Source organism: Georgenia sp. AZ-5, assembly GCF_043952095.1.
In the GTDB taxonomy this organism is placed as follows: domain Bacteria; phylum Actinomycetota; class Actinomycetes; order Actinomycetales; family Actinomycetaceae; genus Georgenia.
The window spans coordinates 2,257,976-2,281,591 of record NZ_JBINOU010000001.1 but is presented as its reverse complement, the minus strand read 5'-3'; the positions used below and the strand labels follow the sequence as shown (position 1 = coordinate 2,281,591).

21 protein-coding genes are annotated in these 23,616 nt (G+C 74.4%); 9 read left to right on the top strand and 12 right to left on the bottom strand.

Features of this window, described 5'->3' with window-relative positions; genetic code table 11:
• Positions 1–89 precede the first annotated feature (89 nt).
• On the top strand, positions 90–1,529 hold the full coding sequence (locus ACF0H8_RS10740; protein WP_395288921.1) for an IS110 family transposase: 1,440 nt from the start codon (positions 90–92) through the stop codon (positions 1,527–1,529).
• Positions 1,530–1,551: 22 nt separating this feature from the next.
• Here ACF0H8_RS10740 and ACF0H8_RS10735 read toward each other — a convergent pair whose 3' ends face one another.
• The 4 genes from ACF0H8_RS10735 to ACF0H8_RS10720 form a co-directional block, all read right to left on the bottom strand.
• Entirely contained in the window at positions 1,552–2,841 is a 1,290-nt protein-coding gene (locus ACF0H8_RS10735; protein ID WP_395288920.1) for an RNA polymerase sigma factor, read from the bottom strand.
• Positions 2,842–3,073: 232 nt separating this feature from the next.
• The gene (gene gcvH, locus ACF0H8_RS10730; protein ID WP_395288919.1) at positions 3,074–3,457 is read right to left on the bottom strand and encodes a glycine cleavage system protein GcvH; all 384 of its coding nucleotides are present in this window, start codon (positions 3,455–3,457) and stop codon (positions 3,074–3,076) included.
• A gap of 68 nt (positions 3,458–3,525) precedes the next feature.
• The gene (locus ACF0H8_RS10725; RefSeq protein ID WP_395288918.1) at positions 3,526–3,921 is read right to left on the bottom strand and encodes a universal stress protein; all 396 of its coding nucleotides are present in this window, start codon (positions 3,919–3,921) and stop codon (positions 3,526–3,528) included.
• A gap of 146 nt (positions 3,922–4,067) precedes the next feature.
• Positions 4,068–5,123, bottom strand: coding sequence for a DUF4192 domain-containing protein (locus ACF0H8_RS10720; RefSeq protein ID WP_395288917.1), 1,056 nt, complete (start codon positions 5,121–5,123; stop codon positions 4,068–4,070).
• Between the two features lie 182 nt (positions 5,124–5,305).
• On the opposite strand from ACF0H8_RS10720, the gene ACF0H8_RS10715 reads away from it, so the two are divergent.
• Positions 5,306–6,397, top strand: a complete 1,092-nt coding sequence (locus ACF0H8_RS10715) for a polyprenyl synthetase family protein (protein WP_395288916.1) — start codon at positions 5,306–5,308, stop codon at positions 6,395–6,397.
• Between the two features lie 60 nt (positions 6,398–6,457).
• Here ACF0H8_RS10715 and ACF0H8_RS10710 read toward each other — a convergent pair whose 3' ends face one another.
• Entirely contained in the window at positions 6,458–6,829 is a 372-nt protein-coding gene (locus ACF0H8_RS10710) for an Rv2175c family DNA-binding protein (RefSeq protein ID WP_395288915.1), read from the bottom strand.
• 196 nt (positions 6,830–7,025) lie between these two features.
• Here ACF0H8_RS10710 and ACF0H8_RS10705 point away from each other — a divergent pair, with 196 nt between their 5' ends.
• The gene (locus tag ACF0H8_RS10705; RefSeq protein ID WP_395288914.1) at positions 7,026–8,531 is read left to right on the top strand and encodes a LysM peptidoglycan-binding domain-containing protein; all 1,506 of its coding nucleotides are present in this window, start codon (positions 7,026–7,028) and stop codon (positions 8,529–8,531) included.
• 103 nt (positions 8,532–8,634) lie between these two features.
• The gene (gene pknB, locus ACF0H8_RS10700; protein WP_395288913.1) at positions 8,635–10,584 is read left to right on the top strand and encodes a Stk1 family PASTA domain-containing Ser/Thr kinase; all 1,950 of its coding nucleotides are present in this window, start codon (positions 8,635–8,637) and stop codon (positions 10,582–10,584) included.
• 157 nt (positions 10,585–10,741) lie between these two features.
• On the opposite strand, the gene ACF0H8_RS10695 is transcribed toward pknB, so the two are convergent.
• The 4 genes from ACF0H8_RS10695 to ACF0H8_RS10680 form a co-directional block, all read right to left on the bottom strand.
• The gene (locus ACF0H8_RS10695; RefSeq protein WP_395288912.1) at positions 10,742–11,347 is read right to left on the bottom strand and encodes a molybdopterin-dependent oxidoreductase; all 606 of its coding nucleotides are present in this window, start codon (positions 11,345–11,347) and stop codon (positions 10,742–10,744) included.
• A 19-nt stretch (positions 11,348–11,366) separates the two neighbouring features.
• Positions 11,367–12,719, bottom strand: a complete 1,353-nt coding sequence (locus ACF0H8_RS10690) for a class II 3-deoxy-7-phosphoheptulonate synthase (RefSeq protein WP_395288911.1) — start codon at positions 12,717–12,719, stop codon at positions 11,367–11,369.
• Positions 12,720–12,846: 127 nt separating this feature from the next.
• Positions 12,847–14,073 (bottom strand): pyrophosphate--fructose-6-phosphate 1-phosphotransferase, encoded by a 1,227-nt coding sequence (locus tag ACF0H8_RS10685; protein ID WP_395288910.1) that lies wholly within the window; start codon positions 14,071–14,073, stop codon positions 12,847–12,849.
• 143 nt (positions 14,074–14,216) lie between these two features.
• The gene (locus tag ACF0H8_RS10680) at positions 14,217–15,128 is read right to left on the bottom strand and encodes a lysophospholipid acyltransferase family protein (RefSeq protein WP_395288909.1); all 912 of its coding nucleotides are present in this window, start codon (positions 15,126–15,128) and stop codon (positions 14,217–14,219) included.
• A gap of 82 nt (positions 15,129–15,210) precedes the next feature.
• Between ACF0H8_RS10680 and ACF0H8_RS10675 the strand changes: the two genes are divergently transcribed.
• On the top strand, positions 15,211–15,738 hold the full coding sequence (locus ACF0H8_RS10675) for a hypothetical protein (RefSeq protein WP_395288908.1): 528 nt from the start codon (positions 15,211–15,213) through the stop codon (positions 15,736–15,738).
• A 65-nt stretch (positions 15,739–15,803) separates the two neighbouring features.
• On the opposite strand, the gene ACF0H8_RS10670 is transcribed toward ACF0H8_RS10675, so the two are convergent.
• The gene (locus tag ACF0H8_RS10670) at positions 15,804–16,742 is read right to left on the bottom strand and encodes an ROK family glucokinase (protein ID WP_395288907.1); all 939 of its coding nucleotides are present in this window, start codon (positions 16,740–16,742) and stop codon (positions 15,804–15,806) included.
• Positions 16,743–16,895: 153 nt separating this feature from the next.
• On the opposite strand from ACF0H8_RS10670, the gene ACF0H8_RS10665 reads away from it, so the two are divergent.
• The 3 genes from ACF0H8_RS10665 (at position 16,896) to ACF0H8_RS10655 (ending at position 20,925) form a co-directional block, all read left to right on the top strand.
• The gene (locus tag ACF0H8_RS10665; protein WP_395288906.1) at positions 16,896–18,734 is read left to right on the top strand and encodes an AMP-dependent synthetase/ligase; all 1,839 of its coding nucleotides are present in this window, start codon (positions 16,896–16,898) and stop codon (positions 18,732–18,734) included.
• Positions 18,735–18,805: 71 nt separating this feature from the next.
• A complete protein-coding gene (locus ACF0H8_RS10660) occupies positions 18,806–20,584 on the top strand; it encodes a DEDD exonuclease domain-containing protein (RefSeq protein ID WP_395288905.1) in 1,779 nt (592 codons plus the stop codon).
• A 62-nt stretch (positions 20,585–20,646) separates the two neighbouring features.
• Positions 20,647–20,925: an Lrp/AsnC family transcriptional regulator gene (locus ACF0H8_RS10655; RefSeq protein ID WP_395288904.1), complete on the top strand. Its 279-nt coding sequence runs from the start codon at positions 20,647–20,649 to the stop codon at positions 20,923–20,925.
• A gap of 123 nt (positions 20,926–21,048) precedes the next feature.
• On the opposite strand, the gene trpD is transcribed toward ACF0H8_RS10655, so the two are convergent.
• The gene (trpD, locus tag ACF0H8_RS10650; RefSeq protein ID WP_395288903.1) at positions 21,049–22,122 is read right to left on the bottom strand and encodes an anthranilate phosphoribosyltransferase; all 1,074 of its coding nucleotides are present in this window, start codon (positions 22,120–22,122) and stop codon (positions 21,049–21,051) included.
• Positions 22,119–22,550 (bottom strand): hypothetical protein, encoded by a 432-nt coding sequence (locus ACF0H8_RS10645; protein WP_395288902.1) that lies wholly within the window; start codon positions 22,548–22,550, stop codon positions 22,119–22,121. Before ACF0H8_RS10645 ends, trpD begins: the two co-directional genes overlap by 4 nt.
• A 407-nt stretch (positions 22,551–22,957) precedes the next feature.
• Here ACF0H8_RS10645 and ACF0H8_RS10640 point away from each other — a divergent pair, with 407 nt between their 5' ends.
• The gene (locus ACF0H8_RS10640; RefSeq protein WP_395288901.1) at positions 22,958–23,599 is read left to right on the top strand and encodes a heme-copper oxidase subunit III; all 642 of its coding nucleotides are present in this window, start codon (positions 22,958–22,960) and stop codon (positions 23,597–23,599) included.
• Positions 23,600–23,616 lie beyond the last annotated feature (17 nt).

The window sequence follows — 23,616 nt, the reverse complement described above, 5'->3', positions numbered from 1 at the left end:
CCGCGTGTCTTCCTTGGGACCGTGGCCGTAGTGCGTCGCTCCACCCCGGACGGGCCGGTGTCAACCGTCACCGACGAAGGGGAGATCAGATGGCGACACGGCGCCTGGTGGGCATCGACCTGGGCATCGCGACCGCCCATACGGTCCGGGTGCTGGACGAGACCGGTGCGACGGTGGCCAGGCGCAAGGCCTGGCCGACCGTGGAGAGCCTGACCGGCATCGAGCAGGCCGCGCTGGCCGGCGCCGAGGCGGGCACCCGGCTGGAGGTCGTGATGGAGCCGACCGGGCCGGCGTGGTTGCCGATCGCGGTGTTCTTCGCCACCCGCGGCCACCTGGTCCACCGGGTCAGCTCGGCCAAGGCCGCCGACCTGCGCCGCTTCCTGTCCCGGCACACCAAGACCAACGGCATCGACGCCGAGACCCTGGCCCGGCTGCCGCTGTTCGACCCGGCCGGGCTGCGACCCCTGGAGCTGCCCGGCGCGGAGCGGGCCGGGCTGGACCGGCGGGTGCGGGCCACCGACCGGCTCACCCGGGCCGGGGCCGAGCACAAGCGGGGCATCAAGGACCTGGCCCGCCAGGTGCTGCCGATGTCGCCGCTGACCGGTGACCTCGGCGTCGCCGATCTGGCGGTCCTGGAGCGCTACGCCGACCCGCGGGCGCTGACCAGGGCCGGGCTCACGCGCCTGACCACGCTGATCACGAGGGCCTCGCACGGCCACCAGGGCCGCGACCGGGCCCAGCAATGGCTCGAGGCCGCCCGCGCCTCCCTGGCCCTGTACGGCGAGCACCCCGCGGTGGCCTTCGCCGACCTCGCCGCCGAGATCGCCACCGAGGTGCGGTTGCTGCGCGCCGTCCAGGCCGAGCTCGCCGAACACGCCCAGCACCGCGAGGCCTACTACCAGCAGGTCGACCCAGAAGAGCTGGCCCGCTCTCTGCCCGGCGTCGCCGAGATCAGCGGTCCCGCGCTGGTCGCCGTGACCGGGGACGCAGCCCGGTTCCGCAACGCCAAGGCGTTTCGCTCCTACACCGGGCTGGCCCCCAGGGCCTCCGAGACCGGCGAGACCGACCGCAAGGGCCAGCCGATGTCCAAGGCCGGCTCCTCGCTGCTGCGCACCACCCTGATCCGCGCCGCGGACACCGCCCGCCACCAAGACCCCCAGCTCGCCCGCCTGTACTACGTCCAGATGGTCGAACGCGGCAAGGACCACCTCGGCGCCCTGTGCGTCGTCGCCGCCCACCTGGCCGAACGGTTCTGGACCGTCATGCGACGCGGCGAGCCCTACGTCATCCGCGACACCGACGGGCGCCCAGTGAGCGCCGAGGAGGCCAAGGCCATCGTCCGCCAGCACTGGACGGTGCCGGCCGAGGTCCGCGCCCGCCGCCGCAGCAAGAAAGCGAGGAAGGCCCCCCAGACAGTCCCTACCGGACAGTCACAGCCAGACACACGCAGTGTCGGCAAACGGGGCGACCTTCCTCGCTCCTCATCGTTGACCGGGCCCACACAGCCCGTCAACAGGCGGACCGCTTGACAACCCGATCCCCCTTAGGGAATCAGTCCAGGTAGTCGCGCAGCACCTGGGACCGGCTGGGGTGGCGCAGCTTCGACATCGTCTTGGACTCTATCTGCCGGATGCGCTCGCGCGTGACGCCGTAGACCTTGCCGATCTCGTCGAGCGTCTTCGGCTGGCCGTCGGTCAGGCCGAACCGCATGGACACGACGCCGGCCTCGCGCTCGGACAGGGTGTCCAGCACGGCGTGGAGCTGCTCCTGCAGGAGCGTGAAGCTCACCGCGTCCGCGGGCACGACCGCCTCGGAGTCCTCGATGAGGTCGCCGAACTCGCTGTCGCCGTCCTCGCCGAGCGGGGTGTGCAGGGAGATCGGCTCGCGGCCGTACTTCTGGACCTCGACGACCTTCTCGGGCGTCATGTCGAGCTCCTTGGCCAGCTCCTCCGGGGTGGGCTCGCGGCCCAGGTCCTGGAGCATCTGGCGCTGCACGCGGGCGAGCTTGTTGATGACCTCCACCATGTGCACGGGGATGCGGATGGTGCGGGCCTGGTCGGCCATCGCACGCGTGATCGCCTGGCGGATCCACCAGGTGGCATACGTCGAGAACTTGTAGCCCTTGGTGTAGTCGAACTTCTCGACCGCGCGGATCAGGCCGAGGTTGCCCTCCTGGATCAGGTCCAGGAACAGCATGCCGCGGCCGGTGTAGCGCTTGGCCAGGGAGACGACGAGGCGCAGGTTGGCCTCGAGCAGGTGGTTCTTGGCGAGGTGCCCGTCGTTGGCGATCCACTGCAGCTCGCGGCGCAGCTTCGGCTCGAGCTTGTCGCCCTCGTTCGCCAGCTTCTCCTCGGCGAACAGGCCGGCCTCGATCCGCTTGGCGAGCTCGACCTCCTGCTCGGCGTTGAGGAGGGCCACCTTGCCGATCTGCTTGAGGTAGTCCTTGACCGGGTCGGCGGTCGCGCCGGCGGTGACGACCTGCTGGACCGGGGCGTCGTCGTCGTCCGCGTCGGACACGACGAAGCCGGTCTCCTCGACCGTGGGCTCCTCGTCCCCGGGCTTGGTCTCCTGGGCGGCGTCGGGGACGGCCTTGAGGTTGGTCGCCCGGGCGGCCGGCTTGGCGGCGGACTTGGCGCTGCTGCGGGCGGGCGCCTTGCGGGCGGCCAGCTTCTTGGCGGTGGCCGAGGTCTCGCCGGTGGCCGCGGCCGTGCGCGAGGTCTTCTTCGTGGCGGCGGCCTCCCCGGTGGCCTCTTCGACCGAGGCCTCAGCAGCGGCCCCCGCACCAGCGGGCCGGGTGGTCCGGGTCGTGCGGGTGGACTTGGAGGCAGGGGTGGACGACACAGAGAACCTTTCGGCGGGGGACGCGGCTGAGCCGGCGACAACGCGGCAGCCCTACAATTATAACGTCCGGGGGCGGTCTTGGGCGCGGGTTATCCGATTCCCGTGCAACACCTCCCGGGAGGGCGGCCTAGAGCACCGACGGCGGCCGCCGGTGCGTCGCGGGCGTACGGCATGTCCAACGCCCCTGTCCGCCGACGCATTCCCGATCCCGGGGCCGCGCGGCCGTCGGACGTCAGGCGGGTTCGCCCTCCACCAGCGCCGTGTACGCCTCGGCGTCCAGGAGGTCCTCGGGCAGCTCCGTCACGCGCATCGCGTACAGCCACCCCTCGCCGTGGGGGTCGGCGTTGACCGACTCCGGGGAGTCGACGGCTGCGGCGTTGACCTCCAGGACCTCGCCGGTGGCGGGCGCGACCAGGTCCGAGACCGACTTGGTGGACTCGATCTCGCCGCAGCTCTCCCCCGCGCTCACGGTGGCGCCGACCTCCGGCAGGTCCACGTAGACCACGTCGCCGAGCGCCTCGGCCGCGTAGGCGGTGATGCCGACCCTCGCGACGTCGTCGTCGACGGTGATCCACTCGTGGTCGGTCGTGTACTTCCGGTCGGTCGGGTAGGGCATCTGTGGCTCCTGTTCTGGGGCGGATCGGTCCGGCGGCCACCGCCGGTTGCGCGGCGGCGCCGCTGGACTCAGGGCGCAGGCTCGGGCTTGACGGCGAGCACCGGGCAGGGGGCGTCGAGCAGGATGCGCTGGGCGTTCGAGCCGAGGATGAGCTTGCCCACCGGGGATCGGCGGCGCAGGCCGATCACGATGAGCTCGGCGCCGTCCTCGACGGCCGTGGACACGAGGTCGTCGGCGACGTCCGACCCGCGGCGCAGCTGACGCACCTCGTACGAGACGTCGGCGTCGTCGAGGCGGTCACGGACGGTGTCCGCCTCGGCCTCGAGGGCCGCGGGGTCCTCGTCCTGCGCGCGCCTGGAGAGCACCACGACGAGCTTGTTCCCGCGGCGGCGGGCCTCGGCGACGGCGGCGGCCAGAGCGGCGTCGCCCTCCTTGGTCGAGACGTAGCCCACCACGATCGACATGCAGTCCCCCATCCGCGCGGGCGCCGCCCGCGATCCGTCGGCTGAATCGTGAGCGACGGTACTAGATGACCGGCCGTCCCAGGCCCGGTCCGGTGGCCGCGCACGGCCACCGGCGGACGGCGCTCCCGGCTGGGGCGCCGCGCGCGTCACGCGCGGCGCCGGTACCACGGTGGTGGCATGCCCTGGAGCAGGGCGGTCACCACAAGCTCGGCCAGCGCGTAACCGGGCTCCTCGTCGAGCGCCTGGCGCGCGAGGACGTCGGCCCGGGCGCCGTCGGCCGACCACCACGCCAGGAACGCGAGCATGCCCAGGGCGGGCGCGGCGCCGCCGTCCGGGGCGTGGGCCGCGACGGCGCCGGCGAGCGCCATCGCCGGCTCGACCGCACCCGGGACGGGCGGCCCCGCGGCGTCGAACGCTCGCGCGACCTGGCGCGCGTCCAGGTAGTGGCGGACCGGGCGGCTCCCGCCGTCGAGGGTGCGGGCGAGCACGGCGTCCCTCACCACCCGGTCCGCCAGGGAGTCCAGCAGCCCGCCGAGCACCGCGGGACCCGGCACGCGCGCTTCCGCCGCCCCGAGGGCGCGGTCCCACCGCCCCGAGGCGTCCAGCCGCCGCGCCCCGGGCCGCTCCTGGCGGCGGGCCACCCCCGCGTGCTCCGCGGCCCGCGCTGCCACCGCGCGCGGTCCGGCCGCGGCGCGCCCGACCGCAAGGTCGTCGCGCCGGCGCGCCGCGGACCTGCCGGCGAGCACCATCACCGCAGCGACCTCGGAGCCCGTGAGGTCCTGCAGGGAACGGCCCTGGGCCGGGCAGCACCCCGCGCAAGCCAGGTGGCCCCATGAGTCCGGGCCCACCGCCCACGGGTCGAGCACACGCCCGAGCGCCTTCTGCAGGACCTCCCTGGCCTGCGCCAGCTCGGGCGAGAGCGACCGCTCCCCGGCGTCGAGGTCGGTGTAGAAGACGGCCAGGACGGCGTCCGCTCCGTCCTCCTCGAGGTGCCGGGCCAGCCCGCGCGCGACCCCTGGACCGCCGACAGGGTGCAGGAGGTCGGCCGTGTCGACGCGTGCGACGAGGCCGACCTCGTCGCGCCCGGCCGCGGTCACGACCACCGACACCAGGACGGTGGATCGCTCGGGATGGAACCCGAGCCGGTACGGCACGAGCGCGAGGAGGTCACGCGGCTCCCGCAGCCGGAGGATCTTGTCCATGCCGCCATCGCAGCGCCCGGGCCGCCGGGGCCGCCCCGCCGGTGTGGACGCACGCCAGCCCGAGCCTCCTGTGGACGGTCTCGTGGGCGCGCACGGGGAGCCACGCGCCCGCGGTGCCGCCCCGGACGAGCCCCGCGGGTGTGCGCGCACGCCCCGGGTGCGCGCCCCCGTAGGCTCGTCCCATGCCAGTCTCCGTAGCCGACGTCCGCGACATGGTCTCCGACCGCGTCCTGGTGGCCCTGGACGAGCACACCGGGCGGTTCGCCGCCGTCGGAGCGGCGCTGACCGACTTCGTCGCCCCGGCGCGGGAGCTGCTCGGCGGCGGCAAGCGGCTGCGCGCGCAGCTGTGCGCGGCGGGATGGCTGGCCGCCGGCGGCGGAAGCGGCGAGGAGGCGACGCGCCCGGTCGTCCTGGCCGGTTCTGCGCTCGAGCTCTTCCAGGGCACCGCCCTGGTGCACGACGACGTCATCGACCGCTCGCTCACCCGCCGCGGGCTGCCGGCGGCGCACCGGCGGTTCGCCGCGGACCACTCCGGCCGGGGGTGGCTCGGGGACCCGGACGACTACGGCAGCGCCTCGGCGATCGTGCTCGGCGACCTGCTCCTCGCCGTCTCGGCCATGGAGCTCGAGCGGGCGCGGGCGCTCGTGCCCGCGGACGCCGGCCGGCGCGCCCGCGAGATCTACGACGTGATGACCGCCGAGGTGGCCCTCGGTCAGTACCTGGACGTCCGCTCGCAGGACGTGCCGTGGGGCGACGACGACGCCGGGGCCGTGGAGCGGGCGCGGCAGGTCATCCGGCACAAGTCGGCGGGCTACTCGGTGGAGCACCCGCTCCTGCTGGGCGCGGCGCTCGCCGGCGCCGACGACGCCCTCCTGGAGCGCCTGCGCGCCGTCGGCGGACCGCTCGGCGAGGCCTTCCAGCTGAGGGACGACGAGCTCGGCGTCTTCGGCGACCCCGCGGTGACCGGCAAGCCCACCGGCGACGACCTCCGCGAGGGCAAGCGCACGGTGCTGCTGGCGATGACCATGGCACGGGCCACACCGGCGGACCGCGAGCTCGTGCGCTCGCGGGTGGGCCACGCGGACCTCACCGCCGGCGAGGTCGCCGCGCTGCAGGACCTCATCCGCCGGTCCGGCGCCCTGGACGCCCACGAGGAGCTCATCGCCGAGCGGGAGGACGCCGGCCTGCGCGCCCTCGGGGAGGCCGGGGTTCCGGCCGAGGCGGCGCGGCTGCTCGAGAGCCTCGCCACCGCGCTCACCCGCCGCAGCGCCTGACGCACCGACGGCGCTGGCAGAAGGGCCGCGCCCACCAGGCGCCGACGCCCGGCGCCGCGGTCAGAACGCCAGCGTCTGCGCCACCCGCCGCACCGCATGGGTGCGGCGCTCACGCAGCGCGGTCATCGGCGTGGAGCCGAGCTCGTCGTTGGCCGTGTAGAGCCAGCGCATCGCCTCGTCGTCACCGAGGCCCGCGTCGCCCAGCAGGATGAGCGTGCCCCGCAGCGACGGCAGCGGGCACGGCCCCTCGGCCTCCTCCGGCCCGAGGACCATCTCCGCGGGCACGGACGCCGCCGCGTTGGGCCCGTGCGGGACGGCCAGCAGGCGTCTCTCCCTGAGCATCGTCCGCACGTCACGCAGCCGTACGCCGAACAGGTCGGCCAGCTCGGGGACGGAGTACCAGCCCGAAGGCTCCTCGTGGGCAGTCGTCACGGGTGCCAGATTAGGCCCGTTTCGGGACGGGGGTTGTCTCCTGGACACATCAGTCGCTACTGTCACACCCGTTAACAGCCGTACCATGAGCAACAGCAGTCTAGAAAGTCACCGAGCCACGGTCGACGGGGGGCGTCGGAGTGGTCGGCGGCGGGCAGCTCCCGCCGTCACTTCTGTACATCTCGATGGAGGACCGATGTCGAAGGCCGAACGATCCCGCACCGCCGCACGCAACAACGCGGGCCGCGCCGGCGTGGGCCTGGCCCTTGCCGCCTCCACCGCGGTGGGCGTGGCCGTCCCGGCGGCACAGGCGCAGGCCGCGCCCAGCCTGCCCGCGACGAACCTCCACGGCGCGACCGTCGGTGCGACGGCGCTGCGCGCCGCCCCAGCCGCGGCGCCGTTCATGACCTACCGCGTGCAGGCGGGCGACACCGTCTCCCACATCGCGCTGCGCACCGGCTCGTCGGTGAGCGCGATCGTGCAGGCGAACGGGCTGGACTCCCGCGCGCTGATCCGCGTGGGCCAGATGCTCAGGGTCCCCTCCCCCGGCACGTCCCCGGCACCCGCCGCGACGAGCGCCCCGGCGCCCGCCGCCACGGCCGGCGGCACCCACACCGTCCGGGCGGGAGAGACGGTGTCCGGCATCGCCAAGCAGTACGGCACCACCGTGTCCGCGATCGTCAGCGCCAACGGCCTGCGCTCGGCGCACCTGATCTTCGCCGGCCAGCGCCTGACCATCCCGGGGAGCTCGGCGCCTGCCGCCGCTCCCGCGCCCGCGCCGGCGGCTCCCGCCCCCGCGCCGGCGGCTCCGGCCGCCGCGCCGTCGTCGGGGACGACGCACAAGGTGGTGGCGGGCGACACCGTCTCCGGGCTCGCCCAGCGGTACGGCACGACGGTCTCGGCGATCGTCGCGGCCAACGACCTCGGCCCGAAGGCCGTCATCTACGTCGGCCAGACCCTCACCATCGGCGGCTCCGCCGCCGCGCCGGCCAAGTCGGCGCCCACCCCGGCCGCCCCGGCGGCGGCCACCCCGGCGGCGAGCACCTACACCGTCCGCGCCGGCGACACCGTCTCCGGGCTCGCCAAGTCCTGGGGCACCACCGTGAGCGCGATCGTCCAGGCGAACCAGCTCGGCAACGCGGGACTCATCTACGTCGGCCAGACGCTCAAGGTCCCCGGCACGGCCGCCCCGACCGCCGCCACGCCGGTGTCGAACCAGCTCGTGCCGAACACCTTCCTGGGCCGGGTGTACCCGGACTCCACCGTCGCCGCGGCCAACGCCAACAAGGGCCAGCTGCTCGCCATGGGCGTGCCCTCCCGCGCCGAGATGCAGGCCATGGTCGCCAGCGTCGCCCGGCAGATGGGGGTCGACCCGGTCCTGGCGCAGGCGCACGCCTACCAGGAGTCCGGCTTCAACCACGCATCCGTCTCCCCCGCCAACGCCATCGGCACGATGCAGGTGATCCCGTCTTCGGGCGAGTGGGCCTCGGACCTGGTGGGCCGCGACCTGAACCTGCTGGACCCGTACGACAACGTGGTGGCCGGCGTCGCGATCATCCGCCAGCTCGTCCGGACGAGCCCCGACCTGGACACGGCGATCGCCAGCTACTACCAGGGCGCCGGCTCGGTGAAGCGCAACGGGATGTTCTCCGACACCAAGCGCTACGTGGCCAGCGTCAAGGCCCACATGCAGCGCTTCTGACGCCGGGCGCCCACCCTGGCGGCCAGGCCCCGCGGCACGATGTCGCCGACGACATGCCCGGCTGCCGGGGGTTCTGCGTCCGGCGCCGGTTAGGCTGGCGTCTGTGGACACCGCTACCCTCGACCCGATGATCGGCCGCCTGGTCGACGACCGGTACGAGGTGACCGCGCGTGTCGCCCGCGGCGGGATGGCCACCGTCTACCGCGCCGTCGACCGTCGCCTCGAGCGCACCGTGGCCGTCAAGGTGATGCACCCGCACCTGGCGGAGAGCGCCGACTTCGTGGCCCGCTTCCGGCGGGAGGCCCGCGCCGCGGCCCGGCTGAGCCACCCCGGCGTCGTCGCCGTGCACGACCAGGGCAACGCGGGCGACGCGATCTACCTCACGATGGAGTTCGTCGAGGGCCCCAACCTGCGCACCGTGCTGCGCCGGCAGGGTGCCCTGCCGCTCGGCCAGGCGCTCCGGCTGGTGGGGCAGATCCTCGACGCCCTCGGCAGCGCGCACCGCGCGGGGCTCGTCCACCGCGACATCAAGCCCGAGAACGTCCTGCTCGCCGCTGACGGGCGCCCCAAGGTCGCCGACTTCGGGCTGGCCCGCGCGGTCAGCGAGGCGACCGCCGCGTCCACCGGGACCATCCTGGGCACCGTCGCCTACCTCGCCCCGGAGATCGTCACCGACGGCCACGCCGACCCGCGCGCGGACGTCTACGCCGTCGGCGTCCTGCTCTACGAGCTCATCACCGGCTCGCAGCCGTTCACCGGCGAGGCCCCCATCCAGGTGGCGTTCCAGCACGTGAACTCCGTGGTGCCCGCCCCCTCGGCCGCCGTCCGGTGGCTGCCGGTCGAGGTCGACGAGGTCGTCGCCGCCCTCACGGCGCGCTCCCCGGAGGAGCGCCCCGCCGACGCCGACGCCGCCCTCGCGCTCGTGCGCCGCTGCCTCGCCGCGCTCGACCCCGCCACGCTGGAGCGGCGCGCCGAGATCGCCACGGCCGGCCGGCCGGCGGCCGACGTCGCGGCACCCGAGGCGGTGGCCGCCGAGGCCGCCCCCGCGGAGCCGGACGCCACGCGGGCCACCGAGCTCCCCGGCGGCCGGGGCACCGTGGCGCTGCCCATCGGCGCGATCGCGCCGGCCCCCGAGCCCCCGGCGTCCCGCGCCCGGCGCCCCTTCCGCTGGACCCGCCTGGTCGTCACCCTGCTGGTGCTCCTCGTCGCCGCCGGCGCCGGCACGCTGTGGTGGTTCCAGGCGGGACCGGGCGAGGCCGTCCCGACCCCCGACGTCACCGGTCTGACCGAGGACGAGGCCGTGACGGCGCTGCGCGAGGCCGAGCTGGTTCCGGACGTCGCGCGCACGCACCACGACACGGTGCCCGAGGGGACCGTCATAGCGACCGACCCCGCGGCCGGCGACGAGGTGCGCAAGGGCACCGAGGTCACCGTGTCCGTCTCCGAGGGCATCCTCATGGTCACCGTCCCGGAGACGGCCGGTGCCACCCTCGCCGACGCGGTCGCCGCGCTGGGCGACGCCGGTCTGCCCGAGCCACAGGTGAGCGAGCAGTACCACGCCAGCGTCCCCGCGGGCGCGGTGATCTCCACCGACCCGGCCGCCGGCGAGGTGGTGCCGCACACGACGTCGGTGGCGCTCGTCGTCTCGGCCGGGCGCGAGCCCGTCGACCTGCCAGACGTGACCGGGCAGACCCGGGAGTCCGCCGTCGCGGCCCTCGAGGACGCGGGCCTCGTCGTCGGCAGCGTCACCGAGGCCTTCTCCGACGACGTCGCCGCGGGGCGCGTCATCAGCCAGGACCCCGCTGCGGGCTCCGCGCAGCTCTACCGCGGCGACGCCGTCTCGCTCGTGGTCTCGCGCGGGCCCGAGCTCTTCGCGGTGCCCGACGTCGTGGGCCGCCAGGTCGAGCAGGCGCAGCAGGCGCTCGAGAGCGCCGGCTTCGAGGTCGACGTGGAGGAGATCCTCGGCGGCTTCTTCGGCACGGTGCGCGCCCAGGACCCCGCTGCGGGCACGATGCTGCCGCGCGGCAGCGTCGTCACGCTCACGGTCGTCTGACCCCGGCGCCGCGGCCGGCCGCTCAGGCCCCGACCCGGCGCGCCACCGGGCGTGCGGGTCCCTGATGACGACGGCGCCCGCGCTCACCAGCGGCGGCCGCGGGTGTTCCGTGGGGCCGCGGGGTAGCCAGGGCCCTGGTGCAATGACCCGGCCCGCGTCACTCCTGGTGGGTGTACCGCTCCTCGCACCACACGTCCCCGCGCAGGTGGTAACCGCGCTCCTCCCAGAAGCCCCGCTGCACCTCCGTGAGGTAGTTCCACCCCCGCGCCCACTTCGGGCCCTTCCAGGAGTACAGGTGGGGCAGGATCAGCCGCATCGGCCCGCCGCGCTCGTCGCTGAGGGGCGCACCGTCGTGGTGGGTCGCGAGGAGCGTGCGGCCGGAGACCAGGTCCTCCAGCCGCACGGTCGCGCTGTAGCCGTACTCCGCGAAGACCAGCACGTGCTCGACGTCCGTCCGGGGCGGCGCGAGGTCGACGACATCACGGGCGAGGACGCCCGACCACGACAGGTCCGCGGCCGACCACCCCGTCGCGCAGTGCAGGTCCGCGACCACCTCCGCCCGGGTCAGTCCGAGCAGCTGCGGGAGGGTGAAGGTGTGCTCCTCGCCGCTCTCCGTCGCGCCGCCCACGGTGAACCGCCACCGGTCGGGCCGCCGCCTCGGCACCGGCCCGTAGTGCATCACCGGCGCCTCGCGCACCAGGTGCTGGCCCGGCGGCAGGGTCCGGTGGAGGCCGGCGCCTGGCGGCACGGCGTCGGGTGACACGGCGTCCGGCGTCACGGTCTCAGCGGTCGCGCAGCAGCTCGGCGACGTCGAAGGCCATCTCCAGCGACTGCTGGTGGTTCAGGCGCGGGTCGACCAGCGTCTCGTACCGGCGCGCCAGGGCGGCGTCGTCGACCTCCTCGCTGCCGCCGAGCACCTCGGTGACGTCGTCCCCGGTGAGCTCGACGTGCAGGCCGCCCGGCACGGTCCCCAGGGCATGGTGGACCTCGAAGAAGCCGTGGACCTCGTCGAGGACGGTGGCCAGCTCGCGGGTCTTGTACCCGGACGGCGAGGTGATGGTGTTGCCGTGCATGGGGTCGCACACCCAGGTCGCCGGGCGCCCGTCGGCGGTGACCCGCTCGACGAGCCCGGGGAGCACGTCGCGGATCCTCCCGGCGCCCATCCGGGTGATGAACGTGAGCCTGCCCGGCTCGCCGTCGGGGTTGAGACGGTCGACGAGCGCGAGCGCGTCGTCGCCGGTGGTCGTCGGGCCGAGCTTGACGCCGATCGGGTTGCGCACCCGGGACAGCAGGTCCACGTGGGCGCCGTCGGCCTGCCGGGTGCGCTCGCCGATCCACAGGAAGTGGCCGGAGGTGTTGTACGGCGTGCCGGTGCGTGAGTCGATGCGCGTCATGGCCGACTCGTACTCCAGCAGCAGCGCCTCGTGGGAGGTGTAGAAGTCGACGGTCTTCAGGGCGTCGAAGTCGACCCCGGCGGCGTTCATGAACCGCATGGCCCGGTCGATCTCGCCGGCCAGCACCTCGTAGCGGGCGTAGGCGGGGTTCGACATGAACCCGCGGTTCCAGTCGTGCACGAGGCGCAGGTCGGCGTAGCCGCCCTGGGTGAACGCCCGGATGAGGTTGATCGTCGTGGCGGAGTGGTGGTACGCGCGCAGCAGCCTCTGCGGGTCGGGGGTGCGGGCCGCCTCGGTGAAGGGGTGGCCGTTGACGGCGTCGCCGCGGTAGGCCGGCAGCGTCACGCCGTCCCGCGTCTCGAGGTTGTTGCTGCGCGGCTTGGCGTACTGCCCCGCCATCCGGCCCATCTTGACGACCGGGAGACCGCCGCCGTACGTGAGGACGGCGGCCATCTGCAGGATGGTGCGGATCTTGTTGCGGATCCGGTCGGCCGTCGACTCGGCGAAGGTCTCCGCGCAGTCGCCGCCCTGGAGGAGGAAGGCCTCGCCGCGCTGGGCGGCGGCCAGCTTCCCCCGCAGGCTGTCCGCCTCGCCGGCGAAGACCAGCGGGGGCCACTCCCGCAGCTCGGTCGTCGCGGCGCTCAGCTCGGCCGCGTCCGGCCACTCGGGCTGGTGCGCGGCGGGCAGGTTCCGCCAGTGCTGCAGCCCGGCCAGGACGTCCTCAGGTGCCTTGATGCTCACCAGGACAGGATAGGTGCCGCGCGGCCCCCTCCCGGACGCGCGTCCATGAGCCGGAAGCGGCTCGCCGGCCGAGCGCCGCCGCGGCGGCGGTGGCCGCCGGCCGCCCGGGCCGGCGACCACAGGTGCGTCAGTGCGCCGCGGCGTGCGCCGGCACGACGGTCTGGCCGATGCCCGCCATGAGCTCGCCGAACCACGGCTGGGAGACGTCGAACGCCTTGCCCCCCGCGATCCGGGGGAACGGGATGGCCTTGAGCCGGTCGCCGTCCTCCTCGTCGTGGCCGATCACGCCGGACTCGCTCCTGAGCGCGCACTCGACGGCGAGGTCGGTCATCGACTTGATCAGCCGGAGGTCCTCGCCGTTCGCGCGGGAGGACCGCGAGAAGTACCCGGACTTCTGCACCATGACCTTCTCCGCGCCGATCCGCTCGGCGAACTGCTTCGCGAACCACTGCCCCGGGTTGATGGTGTCGAGCTTCACGTGCCCGAACGGGTCGCGCTGGACCTCCTCGCCCGCCGCCTCGAGCTCGTTGACGATCTCGGGCACGCCGGCGCCCTCCGACAGGAAGATGTTGACGTTGCCCACCTCGTCCATGACGCCGCGCAGCCGCTCGGCCTCGCCGGCGACGTCGATCTGCATCTCGGGCAGGAAGACGGCGTGGATGTCCCAGCGCTCCTTGCTCAGGCCGATGCTGGGCACCCACTCCTGGGTGTCCAGCCAGCCGCGGTAGGAGCGGGCGGCCGCGGCGGTGAGCCACCCGCAGTGCCGGCCCATGACCTCGTGGACGATCAGCATCCGGGGGCTGACCCGGTGCTCGCCGATGATGTTCTGGGCGAACTCGCTGGCCTCCTCCGCGGCGGTCCACGCGCCGAGGGACTGCCGGATGGGCACGATGTCGTTGTCGATGGTCTTGGGCAGCCCGACGACCGTGAGGTGGTAGCCGTTCTCCTCGAGGTACGCGGCGAGGTCGGCGGCGGTGGTGTTGGTGTCGTCGCCGCCGATCGTGTGCAGCACGTCGACGCCGTCCTCGCGCAGGCGCTCCGCCGCCACCTGGAGGGGGTTCTCACCCTCCTGGACGAGGCCCCGCGCGACGAGGTCCCTGGCGTTGGTGAGCTTGACGCGGGAGTTGCCGATCGGGCTGCCGCCGAAGCGGTGCAGCACCCCCGCGCGGGCGCGCGCCTCGTCGTCCACGACGATCTTGTTGCCGGTGAGCAGGCCGTGGTAGCCGTGCTGGTAGGCCACGATCTCGATCTCGGGGGCGATCTCGGTGTAACGCTCGATCAGCCCCCCGACGGCAGAGGAGAGGCACGGGGCGAAGCCACCGGCGGTGAGCAGGGCAACACGACGGACCGACATCGAGAACCTTCCGTTGCTGAACTTGGCGGGGCCGGGGCGGGCGCCCGGCCGGGACGGTCGCGCCGCGAGGCTGCCGGCCCGTGCCTCATCCTAGGGGCGCGCACCCCCACCGCCACGGGGCGCGCGGCGCGGCGCGGCGGTGCCTAGCCGCGCCCGGCTCGGGCCTCTTGGTCCTGCCCGCCCGCGCCCTCCCCGCCGTCCTGGGCCGCGAGGCGGTGGGCGGCGGCAGCGGCGGCGGCCGCGCCCGCGGCCAGCTCGGCCTCGTCGGGCTCCGGCACGGCGACGTCGGGCACCGGGCGCCCGCCGGGGGCGCCCACCGGCGCCTGCGCGGCGGCCTCCGCCACCGCCTCGGCGTGCTTCCTGCCCGGCTCCTTCTTGGCCGCGGCGAGGCGGTTCTTCATGGTGGCGGCGTAGATGTCGACGTACTCCTGGCCGGAGAGGCGCATGAGCTCGTACATGATCTCGTCGGTGATCGAGCGCAGCACGAACCTGTCGTTCTCCAGGCCGCGGTAGCGGCTGAAGTCCAGCGGCTCGCCGATGACGACGCCGATGCGGTGGAGCGTGGGGATGCGCTTGCCGATGGGCTGGGCGATGTTCGTGCCGATCATGGCCACCGGGACGACGGGCGCCCCGGACTCCAGGGCGAGCCGGGCGACGCCGGTCTTGCCGCGGTAGAGCCGCCCGTCGGGGCTGCGCGTGCCCTCGGGGTAGATGCCGAAGAGGCCGCCCTCGCGCAGGCGGCGCAGGCCGGTGTAGAGGGCAGCCTCGGACGCCTTGCCGCCCGAGCGGTCGACCGGGATGGTGCCCACGCCGCGCATGAAGGCGGCGACGAACCGGCCCTTGAGGCCCTTGCCGGTGAAGTAGTCCTGCTTGCCGAGGAAGACGATCTCCCGGCTGATCATCAGCGGCAGGAAGAACGAGTCGATGACGGCCAGGTGGTTGGAGGCCAGGATCGCCGGACCCGTGGCCGGGATGTTCTCCGCGCCGCGGATCCACGGTTGGTAGACGACGCGCAGGAGCGTCCCCAGCGTCGCCTTCATGAACCCGTAGAACACCCTGGTTGACCTCCGCCGTCCGCTCGCGAGCCGCCGCCCGCTGAGCACCGCGGCGTCGGGTGTTCACTCTAGAGTGATTGTCATGCCTGGACCTACCCGTGACGGCGAGCAGGACCCGCACGAGTCCCTCGACGACGCCACCGTCGCGGCCCGGTGGGCGGAGCTGACGGCGGAGCTCGGCGAGCTGCAGGTGCCCGCCGACGACGGCGGCACGCGCCTCGGCAGGTCCGGCCCCGACGCGGCCGCGGCCGCCTCGCCCACGCCCGCCGGCGAGGCCGCGCCCGAGCTCCGGGCCGGCCCGTCCGGCCCGGCCGCGCCGGTCCCGCTCCCCGGCCCGCGCGACTACTCCCCCGCCGAGGACGACGAGGACGAGGGCTACGTGCCGCCGGAGCCCGAGCCGCTCACCCACGCCGACCCGGCGCTGACGCTGGGCTGGGTGCTCGCCGTCGGCTCGGTGCTCCTCGGCTTCGTGCTCGCCGTCGTCTGGCGCCCGCTCCCGGACGGCGTCCTGGGGGGCCTGGGCGCGGCGCTGGTGGGCGGCGTCGCGCTGCTGCTGTGGCGCATGCCCGCGCGGCGGGACGACGACCGCGACGACGGCGCGGTCGTGTGACCGCACCAGCCGGCGCGGTCGACGCACCAGCCGGTGGGGTCGTCCGGGCGTCGCCGGCGGCGCGCTCAGTGCCGCGCGAGGTCCGCGGCGCCCACGATCCCGGCCTCGTTGCCCATCTCCGCGAGCTGGATGGTCAGCTCGCCGCGGTAGCCGCGGGCCGAGAGGTGGTCCCGGAAGGACTCGCGAGCGGGCTTGAGCAGCAGGTCCCCCGCCGCGGCGACGCCCCCGCCGACGACCGCGACCTCGGGGTCGACGATCGCGGCCAGGTCCGAGATCCCGGCGCCGAGCCAGTAGCCGAGCTCGGCGAGGAGCTCGACGGCGAGCGGGTCCCCCGCCTCGGCGGCGGCGGTCACGTGCACGCCCTTGATCTTGTTGCCGGCCCCGCCGGCCGCGGCGACGAGCGCGCCGGCCCGGTCGGGCTGGGCGACCACGGCGGCGAGCGCCGCCCGGCCTAGGGCGCGCCCGGAGGCGTACATCTCCCAGCAGCCCTCGTGCCCGCAGCCGCAGTAGTGGCCGTGCGGGACCATCTGCATGTGGCCGATCTCCCCCGCGGCCCCGAAGGCGCCCCGCAGGAGGCGTCCGTCGACGATGATCGCGCCGCCCAGCCCCGTGCCGACGGTCGCCATCACCATGTGCTCGGCGTCGCGGCCGGCCCCGAAGCGGAACTCCGCCCAGCCGGCCGCGTTGGCGTCGTTCTCCACGACGATGGGCAGGTCGATCCCGGCGGAGAGCCGGTCCCGCAGCGGGTGGTCGCGCCACGCGATGTTCGGCGCGAAGAGCACCGCGTCGCGACGCGGGCTGATGAACCCGGCCGCCGCGACGCCCACGGCCCCGACCTCGAAGTCGGCGCGCAGCTCGGACACCGCCGCGACCACGGCACGCTCGATCTCGGCGGGGTCGTCCGGGTCGGTCTCGTGCTGGGTGCTGGCGAGCACCTCGCCGTCCTCGTCGACGACGCCCGCGGCGATCTTCGTGCCGCCGATGTCCACGCCCACTGCCTGCATGCTGTCTCTCCTCGTCGTCCTGGCTGCTCCTGATCGTCCCGGCTCGCCCCCGCGGTGCGCGAGAGGCACGCCGCGCCGTCGGGCGGAAACTGTCCATGCCGTGACCTGGGCCGATAGGCTGTTTGCGCATGCCCTACTGCCGATGGAGACAGCATGGACGAGTTCGCGGTACCCCGCCGGGTCGAGGTCGACCCTTCGCGCAGCATCACCGACTACCTGGTCGACCACGCCCGGCAGCGCCCCACCCAGGTGCTGTACGAGGAGAAGGTGGGCGGGCAGTGGGTGAAGCACGACGCCACCTGGACCCTCGCGCGCGTGGAGGAGATCGCCAAGGGGCTCGTCGCCGCCGGGGTGGAGCCCGGCCAGGCGGTGGGCATCATGTGCCGCACCCGCCTGGAGTGGACGCTGATCGACCTGGCGGCCTGGCACGTCGGCGCGGTGCCGGTGCCGATCTACGAGTCGAGCTCGCCCGCGCAGGCGCAGTGGATCCTCTCCGACTCGGGGGCCGTGGTCGCGTTCGTGGAGAACGCCGACAACGCCGCCACCGTGGAGCAGGCGCGGCACGAGGACGGCGGCACGCCCGCGCTGCGGGAGGTGTGGCAGATCGAGGACGGCGCGCTCGCGACCCTCACCGAGCTCGGGCGGGACGTGCCCGACGCCGTCCTGGAGGAGCGCCGCGCCGCCGTCGGCCTCGACGACCTCGCGACGATCATCTACACCTCGGGCACGACCGGGCGGCCGAAGGGCGCCGAGCTCACGCACGGCAACTTCGTCAACCTCTCCCTCGAGGCCATCGAGGCGATCAACGTCGTCTTCGCCCCGCCCGGCGCCCGGTCGCTGCTCTTCATCCCGCTGGCGCACGTCTTCGCCCGGTTCGTCGAGGTGCTGGTGCTCCTCGCCGGCCGGCCGCTGGGGCACACGCCCGACACCAAGCAGGCCGTCGCCGACTTCGCGACCTTCCGGCCCACGTTCATCCTCTCGGTGCCCCGGGTGTGGGAGAAGGTCTACAACGGTGCCGAGCAGAAGACGGGGGGCGGGCTCAAGCTCCGCATCTTCCGGTGGGCCGCGAAGGTCGCCATCGCCTACTCGCGCAGCCTCGACGCCGGCGGGCCGTCCGCCGTCCTGCGCGCGCAGCACCGGCTCGCCGACAAGCTCGTGCTGCACAAGCTCCGCCAAGCCATGGGGGGCCAGGCGGAGTACGCCGTCTCCGGCGGCGCACCGCTGGGCGAGCGGCTCGGCCACTTCTACCGCGGCGTGGGGCTCATCGTGCTGGAGGGCTACGGCCTGACCGAGACGACGGCGCCGACCAACGTCACCCGGCCCGAGAAGATCAAGATCGGCACCGTCGGCCCGCCGCTGCCCGGCACCGCCGTCAGGATCGCCGAGGACGGCGAGATCCTCGTCAAGGGCATCCCGGTCTTCCGCGGGTACCACAACGACCCCGAGGGCACCGCGGCGGCGTTCACGGACGGCTGGTTCCGCACCGGTGACCTGGGCTCCATGGACTCCGACGGGTACCTGCGCATCACCGGCCGCAAGAAGGAGATCATCGTGACCGCCGGCGGCAAGAACGTCGCCCCGGCCCCGCTCGAGGACTCCATCCGGGCGCACGCCCTCGTCTCCCAGTGCGTGGTCGTGGGCGACCAGCGCCCGTTCATCGGCGCACTGATCACCCTCGACGCCGAGATGCTGCCGGGCTGGCTCGCCAACCACGGCCGCGAGCCGCTCACCGTGGAGGAGGCCGCCGAGGACCCCTTCGTGCGCGAGCACCTGCAGATGGCCGTCGACCGCGCAAACGGCCGGGTCTCGCGCGCGGAGTCCATCCGCGCCTTCCACGTGCTCCCCGGGGACTTCACGGTCGAGAACGGCTACCTCACGCCGTCGCTGAAGGTGAAGCGGGACAAGGTCCTCGCCGACTTCGCCGGCACCATCGAGGCGTTCTACGCGGACGCCTCGACCAAGCGCGAGTTCGAGGCCACGGCCGGGCAGTAGGCGCTCGGGAGGCGGCGGCACACCCGGCCGCCTCCCGGGCCGTGTCGGTGGGCGCACGTACGGTGACGCCCATGCAGCGCTCGCTCCTCGCGGCCGCCCCGGGCGGCCGACTCCCCCTGGACGACGCGACCCGGTCGGCCGGCGTCAGCGGGACGCCCGTCCAGCTCGGGCTCGGTGACCTGGGCACCGCCCTGCACGAGGTGACCTTCGTCGTGGTCGACCTCGAGACGACCGGCGGCTCGCCGGCCGGCTCGGAGATCACCGAGATCGGCGCCGTGAAGGTGCGCGGCGGCGAGGTGCTGGGCGAGTTCCAGACGCTGGTGAACCCCGGGATGCCCATCCCGCCGACCATCACCGTGCTCACGGGCATCACCAACGCGATGGTCATCCAGGCCCCGCCGATCGCCGAGGTCCTGCCGGCGTTCCTGGAGTTCGCCGGCTTCGGCCGCGGCGCGGTGCTGGTGGCGCACAACGCCGGCTTCGACGCAGGCTTCCTGCGCCACGCCACCGAGCGGATGGACCTGACCTGGCCCCGCCCGCCGGTCGTGGACACCGTCAAGCTCGCCCGCCGGGTCGTCACCAAGGACGAGGCGCCCAACCACAAGCTGTCCACCCTGGCGGCGCTGTTCTCCACCGCCGTCACCCCCGACCACCGCGCGCTGCACGACGCCCGCGCGACGGTCGACGTCCTGCACGCCCTGCTCGGCCGGCTCGGGCCGCTGGGCGTCACCCACCTCGAGGACCTGCACACCGCCAGCGACCCGGTCCCCCAGAAGCGCCGGCGCAAGGCCACGATGGCCGACGGGCTGCCGCACGGCCCCGGCGTCTACCAGTTCGTCGGCCCCGGCGGGGAGGTACTCTACGTCGGCACCGCGGTCAACCTCCACCGGCGCGTGCGGAGCTACTTCACCGCCGCGGAGAAGCGCGCGCGCATCGGCGAGATGCTCGACGTCGCCACCGGGGTCCGCACCATCCCGTGCGCGACCGTGCTCGAGGCGCAGGTGCGCGAGCTCCGGCTCATCGCCGAGCTCGACCCGCCCTACAACCGCCGCTCCCGCCGTCCGGAGCGGCGACCCTGGCTGCGCCTCACCGACGAGCCCTTCCCGCGGCTGAGCCTGGTGCGCCACCTGCCGGCCGAGCAGCTGGGCGCCGCCCTGGGACCGTTCACCTCCCACCGGGCCGCCACCGAGGCGCTCGAGGCGGTGCAGGAGGCGGTGGCCGTGCGCCGCTGCACGGCTCGGCTCCCGCTGGTCCCGCGCGCCGGCGCGAGCGCCTGCGCGCTGGCCGAGATGGGCCGGTGCGGGGCCCCGTGCGTGGGCGGCCAGGACGTCGCGGGCTACGCCGGGGTCGTGGCCCGGGCCCGGACGGTGCTCGGCACAGACGTGGACGACGTCGTGGGCGTGCTGCGCGGGAAGATCCGCGCGCTGGCCGCGCAGCAGCGCTACGAGGAGGCGGCGACGCACCGCGACCGTCTCCAGGCGCTGCTGGCCGGCGCCCGCCGCAGCGAGCGGCTCCGGCCCCTCGTGACCACGCCGGAGATCCTCGCGGCCCGCCGCCGGGACCGGGGCGGCTGGGAGTTCGTCCTGGTGCGCCACGGCAGGCTCGCCGGGACGGCGGCGAGCGAGCCCGGCGCGGACCCGATGCCGGTCGCCCAGGCGCTGCGGGCGACGGCGGAGGCCGTCCCACCGCCGGCGACGGCGTGCGGCGCCGCCCCCGTGGAGGAGTCCGAGCTGGTCGCCTCCTGGCTCGAGCAGCCCGGCGTGCGCCTGGTGGAGGTCGAGCCGGGTGTGATGCCGCTGGCGTGCCCCGTGCGCGGGGCTGCACGACATCAGCTCCCGGCCAGGGGATGATGGAAGCGTCCCAACCCGCGTCCGGCGCAGCCCCGGCGCGGCCCGCAGCCCAAGGAGCGAACATGCTGACCGCCATCGTGCTCATCGACGCCGACGTCGCGAAGATCCCCGAGGTCGCCCAGGAGGTGGCCGACCTGGACGGCATCAGCGAGGTCTACTCGGTCACCGGGGACGTCGACCTCGTGGCGATCGCCCGGGTGCGCGAGCACGAGGACCTCGCCAAGGTCGTCGCCGACCAGCTCGGCAAGGTGGACGGTGTGGTCGGGACCAAGACGTACATCGCCTTCCAGGCGTACTCCCAGCACGACCTCGAGCAGGCCTTCCACATCGGCCTGGACTGACGGCCCGCCGGGCCGGCCGCGTGCCGCAGGCGGACCGGCTCGCGGGGACCGCGTGGCCGGCCACCCGGACGAGCAGAGCCCCCGGGACGGTCCCGTCCCGGGGGCTTTTGCTGCCGGCGCGGGCTAGCGCGTCAGGGCGACCCAGCGCTCCAGGAGGTCGGCCGCCGCGCCGGAGTCGACGGCGCGCGTCGCGTGCTCGACGCCGGACGTGAGGCGGTCGGCGAGGCCGCCCTCGCCGGAGGTGCCCGGCAGGGTCCCGTCGGCGACGAGGGCCGCGGCGGCGTTGAGCAGCACGGCCTCGCGCACCGGTCCCGTCCTGCCGGCCAGGACCTCCCGGGCCACGCCCGCGTTGTACCGCGGGTCCTTGCCCCGCAGCTGCTCCACCGTCGCCGGCGTCAGGCCCAGCTCGGCCACGGCGTCCAGGGTGTGCTCCGTGACCGAGCCGTCGCGGACCTCCCACACCTCGTTCACCGCCGTGGCGCTGAGCTCGTCGAGGCCGTTGCGGCCCCGGAACACCAGGGCGCGGTTCCCGCGGCCGGCGAGCACCCCGGCCACCAGCGGGGCGGTGCGCGCGTCGGAGACGCCGATCGCGCCGGCCCGCGGGCGGGCGGGGTTCGTCAGCGGCCCCAGCAGGTTGAACGCCGTGCCGATGCCGAGCTCCCTGCGGGTCAGGGCCGCGTGCCGCATGGACGGGTGGAAGAGGTTGGCGAAGAGGAAGGTGATGCCGAGCTCGCGGAAGACCTCCTCGACGCGGGGGATCTCCAGGTTCAGGTCCACCCCGAGCGCCTCCAGCACGTCGGCGGAGCCCGACGAGGAGCTGGAAGCCCTGTTGCCGTGCTTGACCACGCCGACGCCGGCGGCCGCGATGACGAGCGACGCCATCGTGGAGATGTTCACGGTGTGCAGCCGGTCACCGCCGGTGCCCACGATGTCGACCACCTCGGACGGCACGTCGATCGGGAGGGCGTGGTCGAGCATCGCGTCGGCCAGGCCGCGCAGCTCGTCGACCGTCTCGCCCTTGGTGGCCAGCGCGGTGAGGAACCCCGCGAGCACGCTGGGGGTGGTGAGGCCCTCCATCACCTGGTCCATCGCCCACGCGGTCTCGTCGGCCGTGAGGTCGCGGCGGTTGACGAGCTGGACCAGCAGGCCGGGCCAGGTCGGCTCGCTGTCGTGCCGGCCGTCCTGCGCCGCGGTCACTTCGCGACCCGGCGCAGCAGGGAGGCGACTGCCTCCTGCAGCTCCACGGGGTCCAGCGGGGCGGAGACGATCGCGTCCGCCTCGGCCCACGCGGCGAGCCAGGCGTCCTGCGGCCGGGCGGTCAGCACGAGCGCGGGCGGGCAGTTGTAGACCTCGTTCTTCAGCTGGCGGCACACGGCCATGCCGCCCACCTTGGCGGCCTCGCCGTCGAGCACGAGCAGGGCGAAGCTGCCCTCCTCGACCTTCTTCACCACGCCCGCGTGGGTGGCCGCCTCCGTCCACCGGATCAGCGGCAGGTCCTTCGCGGCGCGCCGGCCGACGGCGGCCATCACCGCCTGCCGGGTGTCGACGTCGTCGCTGTAGATGAGCAGGTCGACGGTCCCCGTCTCCTCCGCCGTGGGCGCGGGTGGGGTCTGGGTGCTCGTCATCGTCGTCCTCCAGGGCAGGTCCCGTGCGGCGCGGATGGGGCCGCGCCGGTGCTGATGGTCGCGGGCGGGGCGCACGCGTCACCGTCCTGGCGCTCATGCTAGTGGGCACGGGCACCTGGCCCCGCGGCGCCCCGCCCGCCGGACACCTCGCGGGGCCCGTGGCGCCGCCGGCCGGGCACCTCGTGCCGCCTGCGGGCGCCGTCCGGCGCGCCGGCGACGGGCCTGACGACACCCGCCGGCAACCGGGCGGACCGGACATGTCGCCCGCCCACGGGGCCGCCACCGGCGCGGGACCGAGGCCCCGCCGCGCAGGTTTTCGGCGGAACCACGCTCGTCCCGCCCCTCCGGGGCGACTCGCCCGGTCATTGACTGGCGATCCAGGCCTTGACCTGGGCCATAATGACAGCGTGTCGTCAACCACCACCGTCGCCCCGAGCGCTGCCCACGTGCAGGTGACCCGCCCGAACACCCTGTCGGTCGGCGTCATCGTCTGGCTCTCCAGCGAGCTGATGTTCTTCGCGGGTCTCTTCGCGATGTACTTCACGCACCGCTCCGTCGCAGGTCCGGAGATCTGGGCCGATTCCTCCAGCGTGCTGAACTTCCCGTTCGCGGCAGCCAACACCACCGTCCTCGTGCTGAGCTCGGTCACCTGCCAGATGGGTGTCTTCGCCGCCGAGCGCTTCCAGGCCTCGCGGACGGGCTCGCTGCTCAACGTGGCCCGCTGGGGCATGATCGAGTGGTACACGCTGACCTTCCTCATGGGCGCGTTCTTCGTCGCCGGGCAGGTCACCGAGTACGCGGAGCTCGTCGAGCACGGGCTGACGATCTCCTCGGGCTCCTACGGCTCCGTCTTCTACATCACCACCGGCTTCCACGCCCTGCACGTCATCGGCGGTCTCGTCGCCTTCCTGTTCGTCCTGGCCCGCGCCTTCGCGGCGAAGCGGTTCGGGCACCTCGAGGCGGGCAGCGCGGTCGTCACGTCGTACTACTGGCACTTCGTCGACGTGGTCTGGATCGCCCTGTTCTTCATCATCTACATCCTGAGGTGACCGGCGCGCGCGCCCTT

Bases quoted from the DNA above. Each gene is read 5' to 3' on its own strand.
- ACF0H8_RS10740 (WP_395288921.1), top strand. From the start codon at position 90: ATGGCGACACGGCGCCTGGTGGGCATCGACCTGGGCATCGCGACCGCC.
- gcvH (WP_395288919.1), bottom strand. From the start codon at position 3,457: ATGCCCTACCCGACCGACCGGAAGTACACGACCGACCACGAGTGGATC.
- ACF0H8_RS10725 (WP_395288918.1), bottom strand. From the start codon at position 3,921: ATGTCGATCGTGGTGGGCTACGTCTCGACCAAGGAGGGCGACGCCGCT.
- ACF0H8_RS10720 (WP_395288917.1), bottom strand. From the start codon at position 5,123: ATGGACAAGATCCTCCGGCTGCGGGAGCCGCGTGACCTCCTCGCGCTC.
- ACF0H8_RS10715 (WP_395288916.1), top strand. From the start codon at position 5,306: ATGCCAGTCTCCGTAGCCGACGTCCGCGACATGGTCTCCGACCGCGTC.
- ACF0H8_RS10705 (WP_395288914.1), top strand. From the start codon at position 7,026: ATGTCGAAGGCCGAACGATCCCGCACCGCCGCACGCAACAACGCGGGC.
- ACF0H8_RS10685 (WP_395288910.1), bottom strand. From the start codon at position 14,073: ATGTCGGTCCGTCGTGTTGCCCTGCTCACCGCCGGTGGCTTCGCCCCG.
- ACF0H8_RS10675 (WP_395288908.1), top strand. From the start codon at position 15,211: ATGCCTGGACCTACCCGTGACGGCGAGCAGGACCCGCACGAGTCCCTC.
- ACF0H8_RS10670 (WP_395288907.1), bottom strand. From the start codon at position 16,742: ATGCAGGCAGTGGGCGTGGACATCGGCGGCACGAAGATCGCCGCGGGC.
- ACF0H8_RS10665 (WP_395288906.1), top strand. From the start codon at position 16,896: ATGGACGAGTTCGCGGTACCCCGCCGGGTCGAGGTCGACCCTTCGCGC.
- ACF0H8_RS10660 (WP_395288905.1), top strand. From the start codon at position 18,806: ATGCAGCGCTCGCTCCTCGCGGCCGCCCCGGGCGGCCGACTCCCCCTG.
- ACF0H8_RS10655 (WP_395288904.1), top strand. From the start codon at position 20,647: ATGCTGACCGCCATCGTGCTCATCGACGCCGACGTCGCGAAGATCCCC.
- ACF0H8_RS10645 (WP_395288902.1), bottom strand. From the start codon at position 22,550: ATGACGAGCACCCAGACCCCACCCGCGCCCACGGCGGAGGAGACGGGG.